Raw genomic sequence first — 19,345 nt, 5'->3', positions numbered from 1 at the left:
GGATCGCGGCAGGGAGGGTGGCGCCGACACCTCGACCGTCCACTCTGGACGGGTCACCCCGATCCGCGACTCTGCGATAGCGTGGCGTGATGGGCCGGCGATACCGGATACTCCTCGTTTCCAGCAGCGGTGGCGTCCTGCTCGACCTGCTCGCCCTGCGCCCCTGGTGGGAACGGCACGACCCGGTCTGGGTGGCGGTGCCCGCCCCCGACACCGAGGTGGCGCTGGCCGGGCAGCGGGTGCACTGGCGGCCCGAGCTGTCGACCCGCACCCGACTGCGGGTGCTGCCGGCGACCTGGCGGGCGCTGCGGCTGCTGCGCCGGGAGCGACCCGACGTGGTGGTGTCGGCCGGCACCGGGGTGGCCGTCGGCGTCTTCCTCGCCGCCCGCCTGCTCCGGGTGCCGTCGCTCTGGCTGGAGACGTTCAACATGACCGGGCCCGCCGGCGCCGCCGCCGGGCTCTGTTCCCGACTCGCCGCCGCCGTGCTGGTGCAGCGTCCCGCGCTGCTGGCCTCCCGTCCCCGCGCGGTGTTCGTCGGGGAGCTCTACTGACCATGGCCCGTGTCCTGGTCACCGTCGGCATGGGCCCCTGGCCGTTCGACCGCCTGGTCGGCGCCGTCGCGCCGCTCTGCGCCGCGCACGAGGTGTTCGTGCAGACCGGCACCTCGGCCGTGACACCGCCGTGCCCGCACGCCGCGTTCCTGCCCCTGGACGACCTGCGGAAGCGGCTGGCCGACGCCGACGTGGTGGTCACCCACGCGGGCAACACCGTCCGGCTGGTCCAGCGGCTCGGCCGGGTGCCGGTCGCGGTGGCCCGGGAGGCGGCGCGGGGCGAGATGGGCAACGACCACCAGGTCGCCTACCTGCGCGCGGAGGAACGGTCCGGGCGGGTGGTCGCGGTGTGGGACGTGGCCGAACTGCCGGCCGTGGTGGCCGCGCACCCGGAACGGCAGCGCCGGTTGCTCGCCGAGCGCCCGCTGCCGGGCGCGGTCGACGGCGGACGGCTGGCCGCCACGCTCGACGCGCTCTGCGCCCGGCTGGTCCGATGAGCCGCGCCGACGAGGCGACCCGCCGGTCGGGCACGCCGTTCGCCACCCACCCGCTGCGGCGCTACGCGTTCGCCTGGTCGGCGTTGGCCGGCCGCACCGGCCGGCACCTCGACCTGGGCTGCGGTCCGGGCGACTTCCTCGGCGCGCTGCACGAGCACGGCACCGTGACCTGCGCGGGCGCCGACCCGCACCCGGGCTACCTGGCCGGGCTGGCCGCCCGCCACCCGGGCCTGCCGCTGCACCGGCTCCGGGTCGGCGCGCCGCTGCCGTTCGCCGACGGCAGCTTCGACTCGGTCAGCCTGCTCGACGTGCTGGAGCACGTGCCCGACGAGGCCGCGTCGCTCGCCGAGGCGCACCGGGTGCTCGTCCCCGGTGGTCTGCTGGTGCTCACCGTGCCGCGCCGGCACGTCTTCAGCTTCCTCGACCCCGACAACGCGAAGTTCGACTTCCCCCGGCTGCACCGCCGGATCTACTCGTGGCGCTTCGGTGCCGAGGTGTGGCGCCGCCGGTTCGCCGACCTCTCCGACGACCTGCGCGGGGACATGTCGGTCGGCCGGGACCGGCACACCAACTACCGCACCGCGGACCTGCTCCGGCTGCTGCGCGCCGCGGGTTTCGCACCGACCACGGTGACCGGCGCCAACCTGTTCTGGCGGTGCTTGCAGATCCCGGCGCTGCTCACCGGCGGGCCGGTACGCCGCCTGCTGGAACGCGGGATCCACCTCGACGGCCGGCTGTTCCGCTCGGCCAACCTCTTCGTCCTCGCCCGGAGGTGCCCGTGAGCACCGCCGACACCGCTCGGAGGTGCCCGTGAGCGTGGCCGACACCGCTCGGCTGGCGTGGTTCTTCGGCCGGCTCGCGGTCAAGGAGCGGGTGGCGCCCCGGCTGCATGTCCGGCCGCTGGTCGCCGAGCTGTTCCTCACCGACAACTGCAACCTGCGCTGCACGAGCTGCGGCTGTTGGACGACCAACACGAAGGGTGAGCTGTCCACCGAGGAGTGGCGGGACGTGCTGCGCCAACTCGTCGCGCTGCGCATCCACAAGGTGAACTTCACCGGCGGTGAGCCGTTGATCCGGCCGGACGCGCCAGCGCTGATGGCGTACGCCCGCGACGTCGGCGTGCGCCACCTGCACCTGAACACCAACGGCATCCGGCTCACCCCGCCCGTCCTGACCGAGGTGCTCGCCGCCGGCGTACGCAGCTTCAACGTCTCGGTCGACGGCCCGACGGCGCTGGTGCACGACCGGATCCGGGGCCGGCTCGGCGCGTTCGAGACGACGACCCGGCACCTGCGCAACCTGGTCGCGGAGCGCGACCGGCTCGGCCTGAAGGTGCGGATGAACTTCACCGTGATGCGCGACAACGTGGACGGCCTGCCCGGCATCGCGGCGCTGGCCCAGGAGCTGGGTGTGGCGCTCTACCTCAACCTGGTCACCGACCGGACGTTCCTGTTCCGCACCGACGCGGTCACCGGGCAGACCGACGTGTCCGGCGACCGGCTCGACGCCGCGCTGGCCGAGCTGGAGGTGATGGCCCGGGCCGACCGGCGGTGGCTGCCGCGCTATTCCGAATTGCGCTACCTGCGCGGGCACTTCGACGACCTGGTGCAGCGCGACCTGCCCTGCGCCGAGTCGCAGCTCAAGCTGATGGTGCACTCCCGGGGCGAGGTCGGCGGCTGCTGGGCGCACGATCCGACCGCCTCGGTGCGGCAGCGCCCGATCGCCGAGATCGTCGACGCCCCGGAATACCGCGCCGAGCACGCGAGGCTGTTCCGCAAGGAGTGCGTCGGCTGCGGCAGCAACTACAGCCTCAACCTGCGGTGGCGACCGGGCACCTATCTGGCCGACCGGCAGTGGCGGCGCGGGCGGCGCAGCCTTGTCTGAGCCGATGCGCCCGAGCCAGCCGCTGTACGACGCGCTGGCCCCCGGCTACGAGGAGCACTTCGCGGTGCCGCACCGGCGTGCCTACGACGACCTGGCGTGGGAGCGGGTGCGCGAGCTGCTGCCGCCGGACGCCCCGGTGGTGGACGCCGGCTGCGGCGTGGGCCGGTGGGCCCGGCGACTGCTCGACCTGGGCCATCCGGTGACCGGCGTCGAGCAGGCCCCGGGGATGGTCGCCGAGCTGCGCCGCCGCCCGCCGGGCCGGGGCTTCACCCTGGTCGAGGGCTCGATGACCGAGGTGACGCTGCCCGCCACGGCCGGCGCGGTGCTGGCGATGGGCTCGCTGCAGTACACCGCCGATCCCGAGGCCGCGGTCCGGCACCTGGCCGGCTGGCTGCGGCCGGGCGGGGTGCTGGCGGTGCTCGTCGACTCGCTGGTGGGGCTGGTGCTGGAGCTGGTCGGCGCCGGCCGGGACGACGAGGCGGTGGACCGGTTGTCCCGCCGCCGGGGCGTCTGGCGGTCCGACGGGCACGCGGCCGATCTGCACCTGCTGGACCGCGCCCGGCTGGAGGCCGCGTTCGCCGCCGCCGGGCTGGTCCAGGTGCGCAGCGCCGGGCTGCTGGTCAGCGCCGGCCCGCTGGGTCGGGCGGGGTTGGCCGATCGGCTCGCCGCCGACCGGGGCGGGCTGCTGGCTCTGGAGCGCCGGCTGGGCGACGACCCGGTCCTCGCCGACGCCGGCAAGCAGCTGTTGGTGACCGGTCACCGCGCCCCGACCTGACCGCTCGGGCCGCCGCCCGGCGGCCGGGTCGACATCGCCCGGCAGTCGCTCGAAGCCGCCGCGTACGTCGCCGCGGCGAGGTTCAGCCCAGGCAGCGGCGCAGCGCGGCGACGACTCGTTCCGCCTGTCCCACGGTGAGTTCCGACGACATGGGCAGCGCCAGCGCCTCGATGTCCAGCCGTTCGGTCACCGGCAGCCGCTCGCCGCCGCCCAGCGGGCCACGGTGGAGCGCCGCGAAGTAGGGCTTGGTCCGCACCCCGAGGGCCGCGAGCTCCGCCGCCACCCGATCCCGGTCGGCGAGCCGGGCCACCCAGTGCACCCAGCAGTGCCGGTCCCCGGGGCGGACCCGCTGGATCTCGACCGGCAGGGTGCGGGCGGCCTCGGCGTACACCTCGGCCACCTCGCCCCGGTGGCGGACCAGCGTGTCCAGCTCCGCGAGCTGGTCGACGGCGACCACGGCGTGCAGTTCGTTCATCAGCTCGGAGCGGGTCCAGCCGGCCGGCGCGTCGAGTACCGCCTCGGCGGCGCCGGCGGGCAGCACCAGGGCACCGCCGGCCCCACCGGCCGAGACCACCTTGGCGAAGCTCATCGAGTACGAGTGGGCCAGCGCCTGCTGGGCCACCGGCCGCCCCTGGTGCAGGCTGCCGAGGGCGGCTGCGGAGTCGGCCAGCAGCACCACCCCGGCGGGGTCGCAGACCGCCCGCAGGGCCGGATAGTCGCACGGGTTGCCGAAGGTGTCGACGCAGAGCACCACCCGTACGCCGCCGCCGGCGATCGCGGTGGCGACGGCCGCCGGGTCCAGCGTCCAGGTCGCGGCGTCCACGTCGACGAAGCGCAGCGCGTAACCGAGCTGGACCAGGATCTCCGCGGTGGCGGGAAAGGTGTACGAGGGCAGCACCGCCACGTCGCCGGGTCGGGCCGGACCGACGGTGGCGGCCACCATGATCCGCAGTGCGGCGGTGCCGGACGCGGTGACCAGCACCCGGTGCTCGTCGTCGAGTTCCAGCTCCTTGCCCAGCCGTTCGGTCAGCTCCCGCGTCCAGCGGTTGCCGTGTTTGACCTCGCCGCTCGCCAGCGCCTCCTGCTGGCGGGCGGCGACCAGCTCGGGGTGGGTCGGCGGGGGCGGCACGACGACCGGCAGCGGCGGCCGGAACAACGGCGTCCGGTCGTGGTCCACCTCGGCGACCAGCGCCGCCAGGTGCGGGCGGAGCGGGTCGATCCGGTGGCCGGCGGTGGTCAGCCGGTCGGTGACCACCTGACCGGAGCTGTCCGGCAGCCGGCGGGGCGTGGTCAGCAGTGGTGCCGACGAGCCGCACAGGTCCCGGATCCAGGTGGCGAGGTCGGCCAGCGGCACCGCCTTCCCGCCGACGTTCCAGACGCCGGGGCCGATGCCGTCGAGCAGCATCCGGGCGAGCGCGGCGGCGGGCAGGAAGCTGCGTACGGCGTCCGCGGTGACCGGCAGCGGCAGCCCCTGCCGGGCCCGGCGGATCAGCCTGGTGGCGACCCGGTGCTGTCCCGCGCCGATCACGTTGGCGAGGCGGAGCACGGTCAGCCGGTCGGGGTCGACGGCGCCGGCGACGAGCCGCTCCTGGGCGAGCTTCGCCATCGCGTACGTCCAGCGGCCGGTGGGGTCGGCGTCGGCCATGGCGCGGGCGGGTGGGGCGGCCCGCCAGGGCGGGCAGGGGGTCCGGGCCAGCTCGCGGACGAGCACGCACCAGTCGTCGATCTCGTCGAGGGTCCACGGCAGCTCGGGCGCGGTGTCCTCGGCCAGCGGACCGGCCACCGCGCCGTAGACCTCGACCGACGAGGTGAGCACCACCCGGCGGCCGGCCAGCCGGGGCAGCAGCCGGGCGGTGCTGACGGCGTTGTCGAGCGGCAGCGTCCAGGGCCGACGGGGGCGCGGCTCGCTCGCGCCGAGCAGCACCACGACGATGCCGGGCGGCAGCTCGGGCGGGTCGTCGGTGAGCAGGTCCGCCCGGATCCAGTCGAGCCCGGCGGCGGTGTCGGTCTCGGCGGGCGGATGGCGGTCCACCGTGGTCACCCGCGCGCCGGCGGCCAGCAGCGCCCCAGCGGTCGCGGTGCCCAGGAAACCGGAGCCGCCGACCAGCACGAAATCATCCATGTCGCGCCCTCCCCGGGAACGGTGCCCAGTATCGCGGAATCCCTCCCTCGACGGTGTCCGATGTCGGCCGCAGAAAAAGTCAGTCTTGACTGTTTGTTTCGGGGGCGGGACGCTGTCCCCGTGCCCCCCGCACCGACCCGCGTCCCGCAGCAGGAGCGCAGCCGCGCCACCCAGGCCCGGCTGCTGGAGGCGACCGTCGAATGCCTGGTGGAGCACGGCTGGTCCGGCACGACGACCACCGTGGTGGCCGCCCGGGCCGGAGTCTCCCGGGGCGCGCAGTTGCACCACTACCCCACCAAGGCCGCCCTGGTCACCGCCGCCGTCGCCCACCTGGCCGAACGCCGGGCGGTGGAGCTGCGCACCGAGGCCGACGCGTTGCCCGCCGGCCCGCGCCGGCTGGACCGGGTGATCGACCTGCTCGGCGCGGCCTTCACCGGGCCGCTCTTCGTCGCCGCCCTCGAACTCTGGGTCGCCGCCCGCACCGACGCCGAACTGCGCGACGCCCTCGTGCCGCTGGAAGCCACGGTGGGCCGGGAGATGCACCGGCTCACCGTCGAGCTGCTCGGCGTCGACGAGCGCCGCCCCGGCGTCCGCGAGGCGGTGCAGGCCACCCTCGACCTGCTGCGCGGGCTGGGCGTCGCCAACCTGCTCAGTGACGACTCGACCCGCCGCACCGCCCTGCTGCGCACCTGGAAACGCCAGCTCGCCAGCCTGCTCACGCCCGACGCCACCGCCGGCCCGCTCGGCGCCCGCTCGGCCGAACCGGGGCCGGCCGACGTCGGCCCGCCCACCGCCGGCCCGTCCGCCGACGGCGCGGCCCTGACCCGAAGCCCCTGACCGGCACAATTCGCCCGGAGGCACCATGGTCGACCTGACCGCCCTGCTCGCGGACCTGGCCGCCGAGTCCGAGCAGCTCGACGCGCTCGTCGCGGAGCTGCCGGCGGACGGATGGGAACGCCCGACACCCGCACCGGGCTGGACCGTCTCGCACCAGATCGCGCACCTGGCCTGGACCGACCACGTGGCGCACCTGGCCGCCACCGACGAGTCGGCGTTCTTCGCCTCGGTCACCGCCGCGCCGGACCCGTCCCGCCTGGTCGAGGACGGGACGGAGTCCTTCCTCGCCCCACCGCCCGCGTTGCTGGCCCGCTGGCGCGACGGCCGGTCCACGCTCACGGCGGCCCTCGCCGCCACCCCGGCCGGCGAGAAACTGCCCTGGTACGGGACGCGGATGTCGCCGGCCTCGATGACCACCGCCCGGATCATGGAAACCTGGGCACACGGCGAGGACGTCGCCGACGCGCTCGGCATCACCCGCACCCCGACCGCCCGCCTTCGACACGTCGCCCACCTCGGCTTCCGTACCCTCGGGCACGGTTTCGCCGCGCACGGCCGCGCGGTGCCCACGGACCCGGTCCGGGTCGAGCTGACCGCGCCCGCCGGCGGCGAGGTCTGGGCGTTCGGGCCGGCGGACGCGGCCGACCGGGTGACCGGGCCGGCGCTCGACTTCTGCCTGCTGGTCACCCAGCGCCGGCACCGCGCCGACCTGGCCATGGTCGCCACCGGACCGGTCGCCGACGAGTGGCTGGACGTGGCCCAGGCGTTCGCCGGCCCACCCGGCGACAAGCGCGAGCCGGCGGGCGTGGGTGACCATCGCGCGCATGCGGGTCACCGGGGCACGAACGGGGATCGGGCATGAGCGTGCTGCGGGTGGGCAACGCGTCCGGCTTCTACGGCGACCGTTTCGCGGCCTGGCGGGAGATGCTCGACGGCGGCGAGCTGGACGTGCTGACCGGCGACTACCTGGCCGAGCTGACCATGCTCATCCTCGGCCGCGACCGGATGCGGGACGCGTCGCTCGGCTATGCCAGGACGTTCCTGCGGCAACTGGAGGGCGTGCTCGGCACCGCGCTGGAGCGCGGGGTCACGCTGGTCACCAACGCCGGCGGCCTCAACCCGGCCGGCCTGGCCGACGCGGTCCGGTCGCTCGCCGCGCGGCTCGGCCTCGACGTGCGCGTCGGGTACGTGGCGGGCGACGCGCTCCGGCGACCGGACGCGCTGACCGCGAACGCGTACCTGGGCGCGTTCGGGATCGCGGCCTGCCTCGACGCCGGCGCAGACGTGGTGGTCACCGGGCGGGTCACCGACGCGTCGCTGGCGGTCGGGCCGGCGATCGCCCGCTTCGGCTGGACCCGCGACGACCTGGACGCGTTGGCCGGGGCGACCGTGGCCGGGCACCTGATCGAGTGCGGGGCGCAGGTCACCGGCGGCAACTTCAGCTTCTTCACCGAGTTGCCGGACGGCGGCCACCGACCCGGCTTCCCCATCGCCGAGCTGCACAGGGACGGGTCGTCGGTGCTGACCAAGCACCCGGGCACCGGCGGCGCGGTCACCGTCGAGACGGTCACCGCCCAGCTCCTGTACGAGGTGGGCGGGCCGGACTACCTCGGCCCGGACGTGGTGACCCGGCTGGACACGGTACGGCTGGAGCAGGCGGGCCCGGACCGGGTCCGGGTCTCCGGGGCGCGCGGCACACCGCCCCCGGACACGCTCAAGGTGGGCGTCAACAACCTGGGCGGCTTCCGCAACTCGATGACGTTCGTGCTGTGCGGGCTGGACATCCCGGCCAAGGCGGCCCTGGTCCGCGGTCAGGTGGAGGAGGCGGTCGGCCCGGACGGGCTGGAGTTCACGCTGGCCCGCACCGATCACCCGGACGCCACCGACACCGAGGCGGCGAGCGCGCTGCTGCACGTACACCTGCGCGACGGTGACAAGGCACGGGCCGGGCGGGCGTTCTCGGCGGCCGCGGTGGAGCTGGCGCTCGCCTCCTACCCGGGTTGCACGTTGACCACGCTGCCCGGTGACGCGACCCCGTACGGGGTGTTCACCGCCGACGCCGTCGCGCAGGACGCGGTGGAGCACGTGGCGGTGCTCCCCTCCGGCGAGCGCGTGCCGATCCCGCCGCCGCCCGCCAGTGGTGGTTTGCAGGGGCCCCCTGTTATGCACCAGGCGTTAACAGGGGGCCCCTCCTTACATCCCACCCGGCGGGGGGCGCTGGGTGAGGTGGTAGGCGCGCGGTCCGGCGACAAGGGGGGTGACGCCAACCTCGGCGTCTGGGCCCGCACCGACGCCACCTGGGCCTGGCTGCGCGGCTGGCTCACCGTGGAGCGGTTGGCCGAGTTGCTGCCGGAGACCGCGAAGCTGACCGTCGAGCGGTACGAGCTGCCGAACCTGCGCGCGGTCAACTTCGTGATCCGCGGGCTGCTGGGGCAGGGTGTGGCCGCGTCCACCCGGTTCGACCCGCAGGCCAAGGCGCTCGGTGAGCTGCTCCGGGCCCGGGTGGTCGACCTGCCGGCGGAGGTGCCGGCATGACCATCGTGGACACGCCGGAGCGTCGCCAACTGCGTGAGCTGACCCGGGCCTTCGTCACCCGGGAGGTCCTGCCGCACCTGGCGGACTGGGAGCGGGCCGGCGAGGTACCCCGGTCACTGCACGGGACCGCCGCGAAGATCGGGCTGCTCGGAATCGGCTTCGGTGAGTCGGTCGGCGGCAGCGGCGGCGACCTGCTCGACTCGATCGTGGTCACCGAGGAGATCATCCGCTCGGGCGGCTCGTCCGGGCTGGTCGCTGCGTTGTTCACGCACGGGATCGCGCTGCCGCACATCGTGGCGGCACAGGACGAGGCGCTCGTCGACAGGTACGTCCGGCCCACCCTGGCCGGGACCATGATCGGCGCGTTGGCGATCACCGAGCCGGACGGCGGTTCGGACGTGGCCGGCATCCGCACCTGCGCGGTACGCGACGGCGACCGCTACGTGGTGAACGGGTCGAAGACCTACATCACCAGCGGCGTCCGGGCCGACTTCGTGACCACCGCGGTCTGCACCGACTTTCCCGGGTCCGGCTCGCTGAGCCTGCTGGTGATCGACAAGGGCGCGCCCGGGTTCACCGTGGGCCGGCGGCTGGAGAAGCTGGGCTGGCACTGCTCGGACACCGCCGAGCTGTCGTTCGCCGACGTCCGGGTGCCGGTGGCGAACCGGGTCGGCCCGGAGGACACCGGTTTCCTCGCCATCATGCAGCAGTTCGCCGCCGAGCGGCTGTCGCTCGCCACCCAGGCGTACGCGACCGCGCAGCGCTGCGTGGACCTGACCGTGCGGTGGTGCCGGGACCGGTCCACGTTCGGCCGTCCGCTGGCGAGCCGGCAACTCGTCCGGCACCGGCTGGCCGAGATGCACACCCGCGCCGAGGCGGCCCGCGCGTACGTGCACGAGGTGGCCGAGCGGGTGGCCGCGGGGGAACCGGTGGTGACCGAGGTGGCGATGGCGAAGAACGCGGCGGTGGCCGCCTGCGACCAGGTGGTCGACGTCGCGCTGCAACTGCACGGCGGCTTCGGCTACCTGCGCGACGCCGAGGTGGAGCGGCACTACCGGGACGCCCGCATCCTCGGCATCGGCGGCGGCACCACCGAGATCATGAACGAGATCATCGCGAAGGGCATGGGCCTATGAGCAGCGTTCTCCAGAGCACTATCGACCCGTCCGCGCCGGCCTTCACCGCCAACCGCGACGCGCTGCTGGAGCGCCTCGCCGAGCTGGAGTCGGCGCTCGACCAGGCTCGGGCCGGGGGCGGGGAGAAGTACGTGACCCGGCACCACGAGCGCGGCAAGCTGCTTCCCCGGGAGCGGATCGAGCTGCTGCTCGACCCGGACAGCCCGTTCCTGGAACTGTCGCCGGTGGCCGCGTACGGCACGGACTTCCCGGTCGGCGCCAGCACCGTGACCGGCATCGGCGTGGTCGAGGGCGTGGAGTGCCTGATCGTGGCGAACGACCCGACGGTACGCGGCGGCGCGATCAACCCGTGGTCGCTGGCAAAGACCCGCCGGGCGGGCGAGATCGCGGCGGCCAACCGGCTGCCGATGGTGAACCTGGTCGAGTCGGCCGGCGCGGACCTGCCCACCCAGGCGGAGATCTTCATTCCCGGCGGGCGGGTGTTCCGCGACCTGACCCGGCTCTCCGCGGCGCGGATCCCCACGGTCAGCGTGGTCTTCGGCAACGCCACCGCCGGCGGCGCGTACGTGCCGGGCATGTCCGACTTCACCATCATGATCCGGGACCGTTCGCAGGTGTACCTGGCCGGGCCGCCGCTGGTGAAGATGGCCACCGGCGAGGTCACCGACGACGAGTCGTTGGGCGGCGCGAAGATGCACGCCGGCACGTCCGGCCTGGCCGACTTCCTCGCCGAGGACGAGCGGGACGGGATCCGGCTGGCCCGGCAGTGCGTCCGCCGGCTCAACTGGCGCAAGGGCGGCCCGCCGCCGCGCACCTTGTCCCCGCTGCCACCCCGGCACGACCCGGAGGAGCTGCTCGGCATCGCCAGCGCCGATCTGAAGGTGCCGTTCGACCCGCGCGAGGTCCTCGCCCGGGTGCTGGACGGCAGCGTGTTCGACGAGTTCAAGCCCGGCTACGGCACCGCGCTGGTGACCGGCTGGGGCGAGCTGCACGGCTGGCCGGTGGGGGTGCTGGCGAACGCCCGGGGCGTGCTGTTCAGCGAGGAGGCGCAGAAGGCGGCGCAGTTCATCCAGCTCGCCAACGCGTCCGACACGCCGCTGGTCTTCCTCCAGAACACCACCGGCTACATGGTCGGCACCGAGTACGAGCAGCGCGGCATCATCAAGCACGGCGCGCTGATGATCAACGCGGTGTCGAACTCCCGGGTGCCGCACCTGACGGTCAACCTGGGCGCGTCCTACGGCGCCGGCAACTACGGCATGTGCGGCCGGGCGTACGAGCCGAGGTTCCTGTTCACCTGGCCGAACGCGAAGTCGGCGGTGATGGGGCCGGCGCAGCTCGCCGGCGTGTTGTCGATCGTGGCCCGGCAGGCCGCCGCGGCCCGGGGCCGCGACTACGACGAGGACACCGACACCGCCATGCGGATGATGGTCGAGCAGCAGATCGAGTCGCAGTCCGGGGCGCTCTTCCTCTCCGGCCGGCTCTACGACGACGGGGTGATCGATCCCCGCGACACCCGTACCGTCCTCGGGCTCTGCCTGTCGGCGATCCACAACGGACCGGTGAAGGGCGCCGACGGTTTCGGCGTCTTCCGGATGTGACCTGTGAGCGCGAGGAACGCAGCGAAGCGGAGTCCCGCAGTCGCGAACGAAAGGCAGGCTCAGCGCGAATGATCACGAAGCTTCTGGTGGCGAACCGGGGGGAGATCGCCCGCCGGGTCCTCGCCACCTGCCGGGCGCTCGGCGTCGGAACCGTGGCCGTGCACTCCGACGCGGACGCCGACGCGCCGTTCGTGACCGAGGCCGACCAGGCGGTCCGGCTGCCCGGGAACACGCCCGCCGAGACGTACCTGCGCATCGAGGCGATCCTGGACGCGGCCCGCCGGTCCGGCGCGGACGCCGTCCACCCCGGCTACGGCTTCCTCGCCGAGAACGCCGAGTTCGCGGCCGCGGTGACCGACGCCGGCCTGACCTGGGTGGGACCGCCCGCCAAGGCGATCGCCGCGATGGGCGACAAGATGGCCGCCAAGGCGCTGCTCGCCGACGCGGGCGTGCCGATGCTGCCCACCTGGACCGACCCGGACCAGGTCACCGCGTTCCCGGTGCTGGTGAAGGCCAGCGCGGGCGGCGGCGGGCGGGGCATGCGGATCGTCCGCGACGCCGCCGGGCTGGCCGAGGCCGTCGCGGGCGCGCGCCGCGAGGCGGCGGCGGCGTTCGGCGACGGCACCGTCTTCATCGAGCGGTACGTCGAACGCGGCCGGCACGTCGAGGTGCAGATCTTCGGCGACACCCACGGCACGATCGTGGCGCTCGGGGTACGCGACTGCTCGATCCAGCGCCGGCACCAGAAAATCGTCGAGGAGGCGCCGGGCGTGCTCCCCGACGACGTGCGCGAGAAGCTGCACTCCGCGGCGGTGGCGGCCGGGCGGGCGGTCGACTACGTGGGCGCGGGCACTGTGGAGTTCCTGCTCGCGCCGGACGGTCAGGTGCACTTCCTGGAGATGAACACCCGCCTCCAGGTGGAGCACCCGGTCACCGAGCTGACCACCGGGCTGGATCTGGTCCGGCTGCAACTGCTGGTGGCCGAGGGCGAGCCGTTGCCGCTGTCGGCGACCCCCGCCGCCGAGGGCCACGCGATCGAGGTGCGGCTCTGTGCCGAGGAACCGGCCCAGGGCTTCCGCCCGGCCACCGGCACGCTGCACCGGTTCGCGATTCCCGGGGTCGACGCCGAGTTCGGGCCGGCACGCCGGCTGCGCCTGGACTCGGGCGTGGTGGACGGCTCGACGGTGAGCGTGCACTACGACTCGATGCTGGCCAAGCTGGTCGCCTGGGCGCCGACCCGGGCCGAGGCGGCCCGCGCCCTGGCCGGCGCGCTGGCCCGGGCCGAGCTGCACGGCGTGGCCACCAACCGGGACCTGCTGGTCCGGGTGCTGCGCAGCGCGCAGTTCGCCGCCGCCGAGGTGGACACCGGATTCCTGGACCGGCATCCCGAGGTCTTCGCGCCGCTGCTGCCGCCCGAGCAGCTCCCGCTGGCCGCGCTCGCCGCCGCGCTGGCCGGTGCCGCCGCGCGCCGGGCCGCCGCGCCGGTGCTCGCTGGGCTGCCGTCGGGCTGGCGCAACGTGCCGGCCGTCCCGCAGGTCACCCGCTTCAGCACCGCCGACGGCGAGCTGGAGATCCGCTACCGCCTCACCCGCACCAACACCCTCGCCGCGTGGGAAAGCAGGGGCCCCCGGTTAACGCCTGCGGTAGAGAAGGGGCCCCCTCTCAACACCGAGCCGCAGGCGCAGGTGGAGCTGGTGAGCGCCACGCCGGAGCGGGTGGTGCTCGACGTCGACGGGGTGCGGCACGCCTTCCGCGTACACCGGGTTGGGTCGTCGGTCTTCGTGGACGGCCCGGACGGGGCGGCGAGCCTCACCGAGCTGCCCCGGCTGCCCCGGCCCACCGCGGCACTGGCGGCCGGCTCGCTGCTCGCACCGCTGCCCGGCGCGGTGACCCGGGTGCACGTCGAGGTCGGCCAGCGGGTCGCCGCCGGTGACCTGCTGCTGACGCTGGAAGCGATGAAGCTCGAACACCCCGTGCTCGCCCCGGCCGACGGCGTGGTGGCGGAGCTGCCGGTGCCACCCGGCGGCCAGGTGGAGACGGGCGCGGTACTGGCCGTGGTCGACCCCGAGGAGGACCCGCAGTGAACTTCGACCTGACCGAGGAACAGGACCAGCTCCGCGACGCCGTGCGGGCGCTGGGCCGCAGGTACGGCCACGACTACTTCGTCCGCAAGGCCAAGGCCGGTGAGCACACCACCGAGCTGTGGCACGAGGCCGGCCGGCTCGGCTACCTCGGCGTCAACATCCCCACCGAGTACGGCGGCGGGGGCGGCGGCATCACCGAACTGGCGCTGGTCTGCGAGGAGCTGGCCGCGGCGGGCTGCCCACTGCTGCTGCTCGTCGTCTCCCCCGCCATCGCCGCCACGGTGATCACCAAGCACGGCACCGAGGCGCAGCGCAAGCGGCACCTGCCCGGCCTCGCCGACGGCTCCCAGAAGATCGTCTTCGCGATCACCGAACCGGACGCCGGCTCGAACTTCCACCGGCTCGGCACGGTGGCCCGCCGCGACGGCGACGACTGGCTGCTCACCGGCCGCAAGGTCTACATCTCCGGCGTCGACGAGGCCGATCACGTGCTGGTGGTGGCCAGGACCGAGGACTCCTCGACCGGAAAGCTCAAGCCGGCGCTGTTCATCGTGCCGACCGACGCGCCCGGGCTGGAGAAGTCCAAACTGGACATGGAGATCCTCTCTCCGGAGAACCAGTTCCTGCTCTTCCTGGACGACGTCCGGCTGCCCGCCGACGCGCTGGTCGGCGAGTCGCTGGACGCCGGCCTGCCGGCGCTGTTCGCCGGCCTCAACCCGGAGCGGATCACGGTGGCCGCGATGGGCGCCGGCACCGGCCGGTACGCGATCGAGAAGGCGTCCGACTACACCGCCACCCGCAAGGTGTGGGGCGGCCGGTCGATCGGCTCGCACCAGGGCGTGGCGCACCCGCTCGCGCACGCGGCAGTGCAGGTGGAACTGGCCCGGCTGATGATCCACAAGGCGGCCACGCTCTACGACGCCGGCCGCGACCTGGAGGCCGGCGTCTCCGGCAACATGGCCAAGTACGCGGCCGGCGAGGCCGCCGCGCTCGCCGTGGACACCGCCGTCCAGGCGCTCGGCGGGGCCGGCATGACCACCGAGTACGGGGTGGCGACGCTGCTCGGCGCGGTACGGGCCGGCCGGATCGCCCCGGTCAGCCGCGAGATGATCCTCAACTTCGTAGCCCAGCACGTCCTGGGCCAGGACAAGTCCTACTGACCGCCGTTCTCGGCGCCGAGTGGAACGCCGTGGGTGTCACACTGGCGCGGTGTGGACGGGTGAGGTGGAGCGGGCAGGGCGAGCGGCTGTACGCCGTCTTCGCCCGTCACCCGATGCCGCCCGACATGGCGGCGTGCGAGCACTGCGTGGACCCGGCGGAGGTCGACCGGTTTCGACGTACGCCGCTGCGCGCGCTGACCCCGGACCAGCTCGGAAGCTACCTCGGCAACCCGGGCACCTGGGGCGACGGGAGCGAACTGCCACACCTGGTGCCTCGACTGCTGACCGCCTACGCCGCCGGCGAGCTGACCGACTGGTGGTGGCCGTCGAACGGCACCCGCCGGATCGGCGCGCAGTGGGCGGGCTGGACACCGGCCGAGCGGGACGCGGTCGAGGACTTCCTCCGCGCCTGGTGGCGGTGGACGTTGTCGTCGTGGCCGTCGACATGTCCGGCGGAGGAGGTGCTGGACGCGGTGGCCGCGCTGGAGCTGAACACCGGCCCCTACCTGGCGGACTTCGCCGAGCTGCCGGGCGAGGCGCCCACCCGTCACCTGGCGGAGGTCGTGCGGTGGTCGGCGCCGGACGAGCGGTCCGGGCGGGAGTTGGCGCGCTGGTTGACCTCCGGCACCCCGGCGGAGTTGCTGTGGACGGCGGCGGTGGCCAGTGCGGGCACTTTCCTCGGCGACGAGTTGGCCGAGGCGGCAGACCTGGTCGACCTGCCCCGAAGCACGCGCTGACCAGGCCCCTTGCCGACTCCGGGCGCCGGGCGCCGGGCGCCGGGCGCCGGGCAGATCTTGGAAGCAAACGGCGGCGAGTGCCTTGCGGGCCGCCGCGGTGGCGGCCTTCCCGGCGGCCGGGTCGGTGGCGGCCAGCAACTGGACGGTGATCTCCACGACGGACGACCAGCCGTACGGGTCGTAGAGCGCGCCGAGCGTGGCGCCGACGAAGTCGGCGTAGCTGACGGTGTACGAGCCGTAGTCCGGGTCGTCGATCACCACCGGCTTCTTGCGCAGCCGCTTCGCCACCGTCTCGTAGGCGGCGACCGGGTTGCCCTTGGCCGCCAACTCGCACTTCGCGGGACCGACCTTGCCGCACCGGACCAGGATCTCGTGCAGCGCCCGGTAGGCGCCGTCGGCGCTGCGCAGTCGGGTCTCCTGGAGCTGGTTGCGGGCCTTGCCCTGGCCGACCCAGGCGTTCGGGTTGAGCACGCCGTCGACGACGAGCGCGCGGAACCGGTCCGGGAACATGTTGGCGTAGTGCTGGCCCAGCGCGGTGCCGTAGCTGAAGCCCAGGTAGCTGAGTTTCTTGTCGCCGACCGCACGGCGCAGCACGTCCATGTCGCGGGCCACCTCCGCGGTGGACGCCGCGCCGGTGAGCGGCTCGCCGGTGGTCGAGCATGCCTTGCCGACCACCTTGGAGGAGGCGACGTACGCCTTCTCCTCGGCCTTCGTCCACGGGAACGCGACGTTCAGCCCGGCGTACGCCCGGGTCTGTTCCTCCACGGATGGGAAGCACCTGATGTTGTCGCTGGCCGCGACCCCGCGCGGGTCGACGCCGACGATGTCGAAGCGGTCGAGCAGGTCGTCGCCGAGGAAGTAGGGCGCGGCGAGCGCGATGTCCGTGCCGCTTCCGCGCTCCGATGTGGAGCGCGCCAGTGACGGGAAGCCGTCCCGAGCCGGCGGTTGACAGGTGGACGCGCTGGGCCATGCTTGTCGGGTGAGTTCGTTCCCGAGGTCGACTGCGCGGACGAAGGCCCTCGTCGCATCCGTGGCGACGCTGGCCGCGCTGGTGACGCTGGCCCTCTGGCGGCCGTCCGGCATCCTGTCGGTGGTCCTGGCCCTGGTCTGCGTCGTGCTCGGCATGGTCGCCGGCGTGACGATCACCGCCGCCCGGCAGTCCGGCGGCGGCGCCGACACCTCCCGACCCCAGGGCTGGCCGGTCCCCGACCCGGGATACGGCGTGGACGCCGACACGCTCGAGGCGATCGACCCGCGCGCGGTGCGGAACCTGCGTACCCCCGGCGGTCACCCGGTCGACGCCGACACGCTGGAGACGCTCGACCCGCGCTCGGTGCGACAGCAGCAGCGCGCCGGGAACGGGCTCAGCGACCGGTGAGGGTGGGGCGGGCGAGCGCGTTCACGCCCTGCCCGGCCAGGCAGCGGTAGGTGCGGTCGGACCCGGTCGCGTCCGGCGGCAGCACCTCCAGGTTCCATCCGCTCGCCGACGCGGCACCGCTGACCAGGCGGAGGGTGCCGGTGTTGCAGATCTTTCGGACGGCCGGGTCGGCGGTGACCGCGTCGTACGCCGCCCCGGCGAGCGCGGCCGGCAGGTCGCCCGCGGCGTAGGTCTCCCAGGTGTGCTGCCCGTCGCACGGCACCCGACTCGCCTCGGCCCGGTCACGGCGCAACCGCACCGGGCCGTAGCACTCCAACTCGGAGCCGCAGCGCGCGCCGGCCGGGAGCCGGACGTCGGCGGAGGCGCAGCCGGGCAGCGGCGTCGCCCCGGCCGCACCGGTCGCCAGCACGGTCGGCGACACCCCGGAGGTCGACCCCCCGGCGAGCCAGGCGCCGCCACCGGCGGAGGCGGCAAGTGCGAGCACCCCGGCTCCGCCGAGGAACCAGCGCCTCGGCCAGCGCCGGCTCCGGGCGGGCACGGTCGGGTGCTCGTCCTTGACGGGCTGCCGCGGGCTCGGCCCGTCGGGCCGGCAGTACGGGCCGCAGGTGCCGACGAACGGGGGCGTCGGGGCGCCCGGGTCGAGCGGGAGCGCGGCGAGCATGCCGCGCAGCTCGACGGCGGAGGGGCGTGCACCCGGATCGTTGGACATGCCCAGGCGCAGCACGTCGACCAGTTCCTCGGGCACCCCGGGCAGGCCGGGGATCGGCTGCTGGAACATCTCCAGCACGGTGACCAGGCTCGGGTTGCGCTCGGACTGCCAACGCGGCGGGCGGCCGTGCATCACCGCGTAGAGCGTGGCGCAGAGCGCGTAGACGTCGACGGCCGGGCTGGGTGGGCTGTGGCTGAACATCTCCGGCGGCGCGTACGCCGGGGTGAGGACCTCCATCGTGACCGAGGCATCGCGCACCTCGGCCAGCACCGCCAGGCCGAAGTCGGCGAGCACCGCCGAGTTGAACTCGGAGTGCAGGATGTTGGCCGGCTTGACGTCGCGGTGCAGCACGCCGGCCGCGTGCGAGTGGGCCAACGCGTCGGCGATCTTCACACCCAGGTCGCGGGTCTCCAGCGGGCCCAGCGGCGAGGTGCGCATCCGTTCCGCGTACGAGCCGTCGCAGAGCTCCATGATCAGGTAGGGGTGCTGGTCGACGGTGACCCCGACGTCGAAGAGGTCGACCACGTGCGGGTGCGACGACATCCGGCCGGCGGCCCGGGCCTCGCGCAGGAACCGGGCCTGGTCGCGCTCGCTGTCCAGCGTCCGGTTCTCGACCTTGACAGCCACCTCTCGCCCCACCGAGATCTGGGTCGCCCGGTAGACGGTGGCGTAACCACCCCGGGCGAAAACTTCCAGATCGGTCAGACCGGGCACGATGGGCAGCCGCAGGGCGCCGGGCGGGGTCTCGGTCACGGCTCGAAAATACCCAACGGTCCCGGTCGGTCAGCGCGCCGCGTCGGGGGCCGGCGTCGGCACTGACGCATCCGGCCCGGTCGGACCGGACGGATCGGCGGTCACTCGGCGCGCGTCCCACCACAGCCCGGCGGCGGTCGCCAGCGCCCCCAGCCCTTCCCACGCGGCCACCCCGAAGAACCGCCCCGGCGCCACGTCGGAGAGCACCGCGATGGTGAACACGGTGAACGTGACCAGCCGAAACCAGACCGTGAAGCGGTAGAACGGACGCCACTCGGTGGCGACCGCGAGCAGGTAGTAGACGCCCATGTTGAACGAGGCCATCGAGGAGGCGGTGAGGAACGTGCCGGTGTAGTCACCGGGAGCGCGCTCGGCCGGCACCTCGAAGCCGAGCAAGCGCAGCTGCGTCTCCGGCCAGATCAGACCCAGCGCGCCGAGCAGCAGCGCCAGCAGCCCGAAGACCGCGATCGTCCAGCCGGCGCCGGAGCGCGGCAGCCTCATCGTCCCTCCCCATGCACGCCCGCGGCGGCGATCGCCCACGCGCGCCGCCGCCCCACGCTAACCGGCCGCACCGCCGAACACATCC

16 protein-coding genes and 1 pseudogene are annotated in these 19,345 nt (G+C 74.3%); 13 read left to right on the top strand and 4 right to left on the bottom strand.

The window, feature by feature from the left end; translation table 11 throughout:
• The first annotated feature begins 89 nt into the window (after nucleotides 1-89).
• From O7618_RS27580 to O7618_RS27560, 5 genes are read left to right on the top strand one after another with little or no spacing between them, the layout of a single operon-like run.
• Nucleotides 90-551: a glycosyltransferase gene (locus O7618_RS27580; RefSeq protein ID WP_278109060.1), complete on the top strand. Its 462-nt coding sequence runs from the start codon at nucleotides 90-92 to the stop codon at nucleotides 549-551.
• Nucleotides 552-553: 2 nt separating this feature from the next.
• Nucleotides 554-1,048: a hypothetical protein gene (locus tag O7618_RS27575; protein ID WP_278109059.1), complete on the top strand. Its 495-nt coding sequence runs from the start codon at nucleotides 554-556 to the stop codon at nucleotides 1,046-1,048.
• Nucleotides 1,045-1,830, top strand: a complete 786-nt coding sequence (locus tag O7618_RS27570) for a class I SAM-dependent methyltransferase (protein WP_278109058.1) — start codon at nucleotides 1,045-1,047, stop codon at nucleotides 1,828-1,830. The genes O7618_RS27575 and O7618_RS27570 overlap by 4 nt, the downstream gene beginning before the upstream one ends.
• Nucleotides 1,831-1,864: 34 nt before the next feature.
• A complete protein-coding gene (locus tag O7618_RS27565) occupies nucleotides 1,865-2,932 on the top strand; it encodes a radical SAM protein (protein WP_278109057.1) in 1,068 nt (355 codons plus the stop codon).
• Between the two features lie 4 nt (nucleotides 2,933-2,936).
• Nucleotides 2,937-3,707, top strand: coding sequence for a class I SAM-dependent methyltransferase (locus O7618_RS27560; protein WP_278109056.1), 771 nt, complete (start codon nucleotides 2,937-2,939; stop codon nucleotides 3,705-3,707).
• Nucleotides 3,708-3,789: 82 nt separating this feature from the next.
• Here O7618_RS27560 and O7618_RS27555 read toward each other — a convergent pair whose 3' ends face one another.
• The gene (locus O7618_RS27555; RefSeq protein WP_278109055.1) at nucleotides 3,790-5,829 is read right to left on the bottom strand and encodes an aminotransferase class I/II-fold pyridoxal phosphate-dependent enzyme; all 2,040 of its coding nucleotides are present in this window, start codon (nucleotides 5,827-5,829) and stop codon (nucleotides 3,790-3,792) included.
• A 120-nt stretch (nucleotides 5,830-5,949) separates the two neighbouring features.
• On the opposite strand from O7618_RS27555, the pseudogene O7618_RS27550 reads away from it, so the two are divergent.
• The 7 genes and pseudogenes from O7618_RS27550 to O7618_RS27520 form a co-directional block, all read left to right on the top strand.
• Nucleotides 5,950-6,552, top strand: a pseudogene (locus tag O7618_RS27550) (TetR/AcrR family transcriptional regulator); the annotation flags it as partial.
• A 139-nt stretch (nucleotides 6,553-6,691) separates the two neighbouring features.
• Nucleotides 6,692-7,528, top strand: a complete 837-nt coding sequence (locus O7618_RS27545; protein ID WP_278109053.1) for a TIGR03084 family metal-binding protein — start codon at nucleotides 6,692-6,694, stop codon at nucleotides 7,526-7,528.
• Complete coding sequence (locus tag O7618_RS27540; RefSeq protein ID WP_278109052.1) at nucleotides 7,525-9,201, top strand: acyclic terpene utilization AtuA family protein; 1,677 nt, start codon at nucleotides 7,525-7,527, stop codon at nucleotides 9,199-9,201. The genes O7618_RS27545 and O7618_RS27540 overlap by 4 nt, the downstream gene beginning before the upstream one ends.
• Entirely contained in the window at nucleotides 9,198-10,337 is a 1,140-nt protein-coding gene (locus tag O7618_RS27535) for an acyl-CoA dehydrogenase family protein (RefSeq protein ID WP_278109050.1), read from the top strand. The genes O7618_RS27540 and O7618_RS27535 overlap by 4 nt, the downstream gene beginning before the upstream one ends.
• Nucleotides 10,334-11,938, top strand: a complete 1,605-nt coding sequence (locus tag O7618_RS27530) for a carboxyl transferase domain-containing protein (protein WP_278109048.1) — start codon at nucleotides 10,334-10,336, stop codon at nucleotides 11,936-11,938. Before O7618_RS27535 ends, O7618_RS27530 begins: the two co-directional genes overlap by 4 nt.
• A 68-nt stretch (nucleotides 11,939-12,006) precedes the next feature.
• The gene (locus tag O7618_RS27525; protein ID WP_278109046.1) at nucleotides 12,007-14,022 is read left to right on the top strand and encodes a biotin carboxylase N-terminal domain-containing protein; all 2,016 of its coding nucleotides are present in this window, start codon (nucleotides 12,007-12,009) and stop codon (nucleotides 14,020-14,022) included.
• The gene (locus O7618_RS27520) at nucleotides 14,019-15,182 is read left to right on the top strand and encodes an acyl-CoA dehydrogenase (RefSeq protein ID WP_278109045.1); all 1,164 of its coding nucleotides are present in this window, start codon (nucleotides 14,019-14,021) and stop codon (nucleotides 15,180-15,182) included. The genes O7618_RS27525 and O7618_RS27520 overlap by 4 nt, the downstream gene beginning before the upstream one ends.
• Here the strand turns inward: O7618_RS27520 and O7618_RS27515 are convergent.
• A complete protein-coding gene (locus O7618_RS27515; RefSeq protein WP_278109044.1) occupies nucleotides 15,176-17,002 on the bottom strand; it encodes an alpha/beta fold hydrolase in 1,827 nt (608 codons plus the stop codon). The two genes, O7618_RS27520 and O7618_RS27515, sit on opposite strands and share 7 nt — an antisense overlap.
• Between O7618_RS27515 and O7618_RS27510 the strand changes: the two genes are divergently transcribed.
• Nucleotides 16,971-17,297 (top strand): hypothetical protein, encoded by a 327-nt coding sequence (locus O7618_RS27510; protein WP_278109043.1) that lies wholly within the window; start codon nucleotides 16,971-16,973, stop codon nucleotides 17,295-17,297. The genes O7618_RS27515 and O7618_RS27510 overlap by 32 nt on opposite strands.
• On the opposite strand, the gene O7618_RS27505 is transcribed toward O7618_RS27510, so the two are convergent.
• Together O7618_RS27505 and O7618_RS27500 are read right to left on the bottom strand one after the other, a co-directional pair.
• Entirely contained in the window at nucleotides 17,284-18,759 is a 1,476-nt protein-coding gene (locus O7618_RS27505) for a serine/threonine-protein kinase (RefSeq protein ID WP_278109042.1), read from the bottom strand. The genes O7618_RS27510 and O7618_RS27505 overlap by 14 nt on opposite strands.
• Before the next feature lie 30 nt (nucleotides 18,760-18,789).
• Nucleotides 18,790-19,260, bottom strand: a complete 471-nt coding sequence (locus O7618_RS27500; RefSeq protein ID WP_278109041.1) for a hypothetical protein — start codon at nucleotides 19,258-19,260, stop codon at nucleotides 18,790-18,792.
• Between the last annotated feature and the right edge of the window lie 85 nt (nucleotides 19,261-19,345).

Origin of the sequence: Micromonospora sp. WMMD980, assembly GCF_029626035.1 — a bacterium.
Taxonomy (GTDB): Bacteria; Actinomycetota; Actinomycetes; order Mycobacteriales; family Micromonosporaceae; genus Micromonospora.
This window is presented reverse-complemented; position numbering and strand designations above follow the sequence as displayed.